Source organism: Weissella confusa, from assembly GCF_004766315.1.
In the GTDB taxonomy this organism is placed as follows: Bacteria; Bacillota; Bacilli; order Lactobacillales; family Lactobacillaceae; genus Weissella; species Weissella confusa_A.
In genome coordinates this window covers 1-6,255 of sequence record NZ_PVSN01000015.1, presented here as the reverse complement: position 1 = coordinate 6,255, position 6,255 = coordinate 1, and the positions used below count along the sequence as shown (strand labels likewise).

The window sequence follows — 6,255 nt, the reverse complement described above, 5'->3', positions numbered from 1 at the left end:
GGACAATCAACACCTTTCGAGACCGTTTGTTAAAAATCGGGGGACGTGTCACTAAGCACGCCCGCAAGGTGATCTTGACGTTAGATAGCCGCATCCAAGAACAATTCGATGGTCTGTTCTGGCGAGCTTGGGAACGACTAAATGCTTTGTGGCAATAAAACAACGAAGTAGATTTTCAAAAAAATAGCAAAATCTGGCTGGTTTTAGTGTGCCCATTTTTCTCAAAAAACGCCCAATCGAAAAAAACACCCTGAAACCGTGCCAAGGTACTGGCAGTTTCAAGGTGATTTATCGTATTTTACTGATTTAGCTGTGGTTAAAAATTTAGTGCATGAATAATCCGGGATTGATAGATGTCTCTGCACCATTCAATTTTGGTCGTGGGTTGGACTTGTCTGGCACAGACTCCTTGATAGGTGCGCCAAATGCTGCAACATTTGGCGAATAGCCGATGCGTCCTTGGCTTGTCGTGAACTTTTCAAACTCGTTAACACGTACAGACAAAATCTGGCCAGGCAAGAATTGACCAACGTTCGCAAGTTCAATTGCAGCACCGTCATTCACACTGCCAATACCAGCAAACATGGCGTTGATTTCACGGTAACGGAATGGTGTGTAACCAGTTGAAGATGAGTCATCCACGAAGAAGTGACGAATAGTTGCGCCTGCTTCAGACCCGTCCATGACCTCAAAGACAACTTGGAACTTGTCCGAACCAAATTGCTTGCTCTGTGGATTATCGTCCTTACCTTGATACTCGGCAGATTGAACCTTGACTCGGTAATCACCACCGTATCCCAAAACCTTTGAAGCAGCTTTGATGTCTTGTGAGTTAAAAGTAAATGCCATGATTATTGTTCCTCGTTCTTTTCTTCTTCGTTTTCGCTAATGATTAGTTCTGATGCTTTAACTTCCTTGCGGTCATCTAAGCGGTTTGCGCCTTGGTTTCCCTTTTCAGGGTCAAGGTCAATAATGCGTTCGCCGTTCTTAATTGCGATATGTCCGACAACGTCGAACGGTGCTGCAAACGCGTTGAATGTCTTATCGTTCATATCTGGCTTGAACAGTGGCGTTCCGATTGCATCGGTCAGTTCTGTTCGAAGCTCGTGCGCCGTTGCTAGTACTGGTAATTTAGTATCGCGAAGATACATAGCTAGATCACGGAACCACATTTGAACTGTGTTCCAGTTCTGACGTCCGTCCTTGCTGGCATTCTCGATATTGTTAATCACCCAATTCTGCAATGCTGTTACATTGTCCAAAATGATTGCGCCGAATTTACCAATTGGCACACGTTGACCTTCATCGTTTGTTGTGTACAACATACGCTCTAGCCAATAGTTGGTTTGTTGCTGAGCTTGTGCAGCGTCCGATTGTCCAAATCTGATTACTCGAATATCTTTTGTGTCAGCAATTGCATTAGTTGAACCGTCATAGCTGAACAACAACTTGTTACCAGGTAGTTGCTTAGCCAAACTTGTCTTACCAGTACCCTTACCACCGTAGACAAAATACATGTTGCCGACGTTTGGGATTTTGCCCGCTTCGTAAAACTGCATCAGCTTTCCTCCAATTGATTAATTGCTTGTTCGATTTCAACTTTCAGGTCTTCCAGGGCAACCTTAATCACCGTCTTGTCTTCACCTGCAAACTGTTGCCAGAACAAATCACCTAGTGTCCGTCGCACGTATTCCTTATATCGTTCATTGTTGGCTTGTGCCATTACGCTTCCTCCGTATCAACGATATTTCCGTACCAAACAATGAAGTCAGCTGCATCTTCAACCTTTACTAGGTATGAATCTATCTCAACTACTTCATCGCCTGGCCATATCTCATCATCTTTGTAATCAACACCCCATGGCTCATCGTCATTAGGTGGATCAAGTAAATCGTTAGGCATATATTTCTCCTGTGTTATCATTAGAGGGTAGTTAACTATCCCAAATTAATTACCAACGCTTAACGGTTGCAGCCGTTAGGCGTTTTCTTTTTGGTATCGTCCACGATAACGAATCGATGACAGCGTCACCTTAGACACTCCAATAGCTGATGCAATTTCACTTGCTGATTTACCTGCGTCTAGCATCTTCTTGAACACTTGGTACCGACTTTCATACTCATCTCTCTTCACCTGATTTTCGCCAGGCGCTACCCAAGTAGTACGGTGTTCCAAACGACCATTATTTTGCAGAATGCGCTTACGCTCTGCTTCGATGTCAAACTCCTTATCTGGTGCAAAGCTGTGATGCAACTTCGCAACACCTGTTGATCCAATATCATAATCCGCCATGATCGTCCTCCAATACGTATTTTGTGAATTCAATAAGATGGTGCTTTTCTGACAAAAGACGATGTACATTCAACGCCAACCAAGGCGACATTAAGATGCCATCAAACTTTGCTTCACGCATCATGCTCAACGAAGTCTCGCTAATTCCTAATTGGTCAGCCAACTCTTCGTCGTACAAGTTTTCGACACCTTGAACGATGAAGATTGAAACCAATTGTTTCGGTGAAATCATCACCGGAGTAAATTCATCCATTTCCATTCCTTTCTGGGTCGCACACCCCAAGACACACACCAACATGTTGTTATGAGACAAACAGTAAGAGAAAAAATATTACATGTAAGTGGTTGATGTGCATCTGGCGATGCGCGACCCATATTCAATTGTTATTGATGTGAGTTGTTGTACTCAACAAAGCCATTCCAATATTCATCTGGATCCCAGCCAACATCGGCGGCTGCCTTTTTGGAACGCTTCTCAAATTGACTATCAAGTCCAATGAGTGCAAGCGCATCGAATGCGTTAGCCAATGCCTTAACAATCGTCTTGATCATCAGTTGCCTCCTTCATCTTCTTCTCCCAATGTGGTCGCAAGTGGAATCCATGTGCATCTAGGAAATCAAAGAGCCACGCCATTAACACCACGCTGCCAACAGCAATTGCGATTGCATACCCTACCGATTGCATCTCATCACCACCAATCATTCAATTCTTTAAAGCGTTCGACATCGTGACGTAAATATGTTGGTCGAATCGCATTAGGTGTCTTGTTTGGCACGTTTTGCATGAACTTCTTAGTGAAACGCAGGTTGTTCTTGAACCAATTCACCGAGTGACCAAACAGTTCAGCAACATCCTTCTGACCTAGTACGTCTTTTTGAACTTCATTCGTCATGTTTATCTCCTTGTTCTTGATTGTCCCAATCAATCTTCTTTAATTCGTTCAAATCTAAATCTAACGCAATGGCCACTTTAACCATCGCTGGTAAAGTTAACCTATTTCGTTTTCCGTTCGATACGTCATATAACGCTGCGATAGATACACCCGTTACATTTGCTAACCAATAACGGGTCTTATTGCCCTTTAAACTCAGTCCATCATTGATTAATTCTGCTAGTGACATATTGCTAACTCTCCGCTTTACGGCTACAGTCAAATTTTTATTAGCCATTTCTAAACCTCCAAAAGTGCTTGTTCATTGGCTCCGTTGATGGCAAACGTCAATACCTCGTCTGGTTGCCAGTTTTGAGTCAAACGCATTGCTTCATCGAACTTCGACATTGGCAAGTTGGCGAACTCACTAATAACAAAACGGTCTTTAATGACGTTACCGAGTTGACGGTATACTGCGTTGCGCAACTTCTTAGTGTTGTAGGCTGTTCCGTAGTACCCGCCCATCACTTCAACAACCCGCTTGTTGCGTGCCTTTGTAAATCGCTTACGCAAATCATTAGGCAGTCCAAACTGTTCCTTTAGTTTGGCAAACTCACCACGTAACTCTTGCTGATCGGCACTAACTTCCTTCAATGCTTCGAATTGCGTTTCTAGCAATTCCATTGGTGTCATTGGTTTCACTTGATAACCGCCTGTCTTGCGAATGCTTGGCAAAACTTCAGTTGTTACCCAATCTTGGAAACGTTCTGCTGTTTCGTTATTAGCCTTGATTGCTAACTTATAGAATTGCGGTTCAGTAATGAAATCACCCTTCCCCACAAGTGGAAAATTTTCATCTTTCCGCACATGTGCGGAAACGTTATTTAGGTAATTATTTACACGCTTCCATTGAACATAAATGACGCCATTCTTCTCTTGCGTGATACCCAACCCGATTGCTGCACTTTCTGCATCGAACATTACTTGTCCGTTTACTTCCTTAACCTTCAAGCCGTTAAATACTTGTACTTCGTTTGTCATGTTTATTTCTCCCTTAGTTAATTTGCTTTCGGCGTTCATTCAAGACACCAGCTACATACGTCTCCGCACCATTTAAAACTCGGTTGATAGTGTTTTGCCCGGCCAAACCAGACTTAACATTCATCCACGTTGTTTTAGAAACACCCAAATACTCGTAGACTTCTTTTTCCTTCATTTGAGCCGCATAGATGTCGCCAATCAATCGTCCAACCCTGTCTAAATATGATTGGTTAATCGTAATTGCTACCATTTCACGACCTCCTTTTATTATTTGATGTACTTTTGTTCTTTTCTTTCGTTTACATGCACTCCATGGAGTGCTATGATATACACATAAATAAACGCACTAAAAACACTGTTGTAACGTCGTTTCATGTCAGATACCATCGTTATCAACGTTTGCTTTTGTGCACCACTTTTTTAAAGAACTTTGGTACAGGAATAAATATAGCACACAGAAAAGTGCAAGTAAACACTTTTGTTACTTTCAGAGTGCAAAATATTCCCCTGTGCCCCTTGAGGTATTGATATGACGCTGTTTGAACGAGTAAAAGAAATTTCAAAAAAACATGGATTTAGTAGCCTACGCGTTCTATCTGAACAAGCTGGACTTTCTCCAAATGTTATTTACGGTTGGAAAACAAAGGAACCTTCAGCAAAGACACTACAAGCCGTGGCAGACGTGCTCGGTGTATCAGTAGACTACCTATTAGGTAACACTGATGAGATGCACAGTAATAAGAAAGAAGATAAAAAAGTAGACCTTGAACAAGATACTACTATTCTTGCGTTGGACGGTATGGAATTATCAGATGAGTACAAGCAATTCATCATCGACCAAGTCCGTAGCTTACGTAAGTTACGAGGTGATGATGAGTGATACAAACGGTCATCTCAAAGTTAAACTCTATTGCTCGTCAGTGTGGAATCGTGATTATCAAAGTTAATGTTGGGATGCACGATCCAGATGTAGCAATCGTTGAAGAGAAAGTCATCTTCATGAACGTTTCATTTAAAACTAAATTTTCATACGCCTTTCGGTTGGCGCACGAATTAGCTCACCTCATTGATGGAGACACGGGTAGTCAGGGGGTTTATGCATTCTCACCTTATAGTAAGAAACTGGAAGAACGTCATGCTCACGAATTCGCGTTAAATTTTTTAGCTGTTTTATTCTTCCGAGATACCCCGGTCGAATATCGAAACTACGTTAACTTTATGGAATCCTTGGGACTGCCTTCTTACTTTGAAGATATGGCCCGCGAAGCGGTTATGCAAGCATGAAAGCGAGGCATTCGTTTGCTACGTACAATTTTAATCATTGTCAACACATTACTATTGCTAATCTCTATATCTCTATATGCTTACTTTAAGTTGAAAGAAGCTTATTTTAAACACGTAGCTGCTACATGGATAGTTGGTTTCGCAATAGTTGATTTTATCTATCTTTACTTCTTTAAAAATTGGACGTACTAACCACGTTACCTAGAAAGGAGTTATTAATATGAGATTGTGGCACGAATCTTTAATCTCAAAACTCCCTCGTCAGCAATTGCTGGGGCAACATAGAGAGTGTTGTGCACTTCGTGGCGCTGGTTGGGGTAAGAAGCATGCAACTGTAAATTACGTCTTTGACCACTCACCATACAAATTATTTCAATATCACCAACTAGTAATGAACGAGATGTTAAATCGCGGGTATAAACCTAGCGCATTGTGGTTAGACCCCTTGTACCGTGGAGCTAATGAAGCTGCTTATACTTCACTATCAAGTGAAGTTCTGACTTCGCCGATTTACCCCGAGCACGACAACGTCTATTTAACAGAGTGTATTAAAAACTTAAAAGAAAAAGGCATTGAGATAGATTAAAAAAGCCACCCGTTAAGGTCGCATACATATACGTGCAGAATGGGAATCACGTTAAACCCGGATTATTCATGCACTAAATTTTTAACCACAGCTAAATCAGTAAAATACGATAAATCACCTTGAAACTGCCAGTACCTTGGCACGGTTTCAGGGTGTTTTTTTCGATTGGGCGTTTTTTGA

The 6,255-nt window shown here is 41.8% G+C and carries 15 protein-coding genes; 3 read left to right on the top strand and 12 right to left on the bottom strand.

The features are described from left to right. Positions 1–324: 324 nt before the first annotated feature. The 12 genes from C6P11_RS02465 to C6P11_RS02425 all read right to left on the bottom strand — a co-directional run bounded on the left by C6P11_RS02465 (position 325) and on the right by C6P11_RS02425 (position 4,455). Positions 325–849 carry a hypothetical protein gene (locus C6P11_RS02465; protein WP_135518295.1) on the bottom strand — a complete coding sequence of 175 codons (525 nt, stop codon included), beginning with the start codon at positions 847–849 and terminating at the stop codon, positions 325–327. A 2-nt stretch (positions 850–851) separates the two neighbouring features. Continuing rightward, positions 852–1,559 (bottom strand): AAA family ATPase, encoded by a 708-nt coding sequence (locus C6P11_RS02460; protein WP_135518294.1) that lies wholly within the window; start codon positions 1,557–1,559, stop codon positions 852–854. Then, positions 1,559–1,723, bottom strand: coding sequence for a hypothetical protein (locus tag C6P11_RS10905; protein WP_167849513.1), 165 nt, complete (start codon positions 1,721–1,723; stop codon positions 1,559–1,561). The genes C6P11_RS02460 and C6P11_RS10905 overlap by 1 nt, the downstream gene beginning before the upstream one ends. Further along, entirely contained in the window at positions 1,723–1,902 is a 180-nt protein-coding gene (locus C6P11_RS02455) for a hypothetical protein (protein ID WP_135518293.1), read from the bottom strand. Before C6P11_RS02455 ends, C6P11_RS10905 begins: the two co-directional genes overlap by 1 nt. Before the next feature lie 75 nt (positions 1,903–1,977). After that, entirely contained in the window at positions 1,978–2,292 is a 315-nt protein-coding gene (locus C6P11_RS02450; RefSeq protein WP_135518292.1) for a hypothetical protein, read from the bottom strand. Further along, complete coding sequence (locus C6P11_RS02445) at positions 2,279–2,545, bottom strand: hypothetical protein (RefSeq protein WP_135518291.1); 267 nt, start codon at positions 2,543–2,545, stop codon at positions 2,279–2,281. The genes C6P11_RS02450 and C6P11_RS02445 overlap by 14 nt, the downstream gene beginning before the upstream one ends. Before the next feature lie 131 nt (positions 2,546–2,676). Beyond that, positions 2,677–2,844 carry a hypothetical protein gene (locus tag C6P11_RS10900; protein ID WP_167849512.1) on the bottom strand — a complete coding sequence of 56 codons (168 nt, stop codon included), beginning with the start codon at positions 2,842–2,844 and terminating at the stop codon, positions 2,677–2,679. Further along, positions 2,825–2,977 carry a hypothetical protein gene (locus tag C6P11_RS10895; protein ID WP_167849511.1) on the bottom strand — a complete coding sequence of 51 codons (153 nt, stop codon included), beginning with the start codon at positions 2,975–2,977 and terminating at the stop codon, positions 2,825–2,827. The genes C6P11_RS10900 and C6P11_RS10895 overlap by 20 nt, the downstream gene beginning before the upstream one ends. Positions 2,978–2,981: 4 nt before the next feature. Beyond that, a complete protein-coding gene (locus C6P11_RS02440; protein WP_135386122.1) occupies positions 2,982–3,185 on the bottom strand; it encodes a hypothetical protein in 204 nt (67 codons plus the stop codon). Further along, positions 3,175–3,462 (bottom strand): hypothetical protein, encoded by a 288-nt coding sequence (locus tag C6P11_RS02435; RefSeq protein WP_135518290.1) that lies wholly within the window; start codon positions 3,460–3,462, stop codon positions 3,175–3,177. Before C6P11_RS02435 ends, C6P11_RS02440 begins: the two co-directional genes overlap by 11 nt. Before the next feature lie 2 nt (positions 3,463–3,464). Further along, positions 3,465–4,205 (bottom strand): ORF6C domain-containing protein, encoded by a 741-nt coding sequence (locus tag C6P11_RS02430; RefSeq protein WP_135518289.1) that lies wholly within the window; start codon positions 4,203–4,205, stop codon positions 3,465–3,467. 13 nt (positions 4,206–4,218) lie between these two features. Continuing rightward, positions 4,219–4,455, bottom strand: a complete 237-nt coding sequence (locus C6P11_RS02425) for a hypothetical protein (RefSeq protein ID WP_135485738.1) — start codon at positions 4,453–4,455, stop codon at positions 4,219–4,221. Between the two features lie 279 nt (positions 4,456–4,734). Here C6P11_RS02425 and C6P11_RS02420 point away from each other — a divergent pair, with 279 nt between their 5' ends. The 3 genes from C6P11_RS02420 to C6P11_RS02410 all read left to right on the top strand — a co-directional run bounded on the left by C6P11_RS02420 (position 4,735) and on the right by C6P11_RS02410 (position 6,075). Continuing rightward, the gene (locus tag C6P11_RS02420; protein WP_135518288.1) at positions 4,735–5,085 is read left to right on the top strand and encodes a helix-turn-helix domain-containing protein; all 351 of its coding nucleotides are present in this window, start codon (positions 4,735–4,737) and stop codon (positions 5,083–5,085) included. Beyond that, on the top strand, positions 5,082–5,489 hold the full coding sequence (locus C6P11_RS02415) for an ImmA/IrrE family metallo-endopeptidase (RefSeq protein WP_135518287.1): 408 nt from the start codon (positions 5,082–5,084) through the stop codon (positions 5,487–5,489). Before C6P11_RS02420 ends, C6P11_RS02415 begins: the two co-directional genes overlap by 4 nt. A gap of 220 nt (positions 5,490–5,709) precedes the next feature. Then, positions 5,710–6,075: a TIGR02328 family protein gene (locus C6P11_RS02410; protein WP_135518286.1), complete on the top strand. Its 366-nt coding sequence runs from the start codon at positions 5,710–5,712 to the stop codon at positions 6,073–6,075. Positions 6,076–6,255 lie beyond the last annotated feature (180 nt).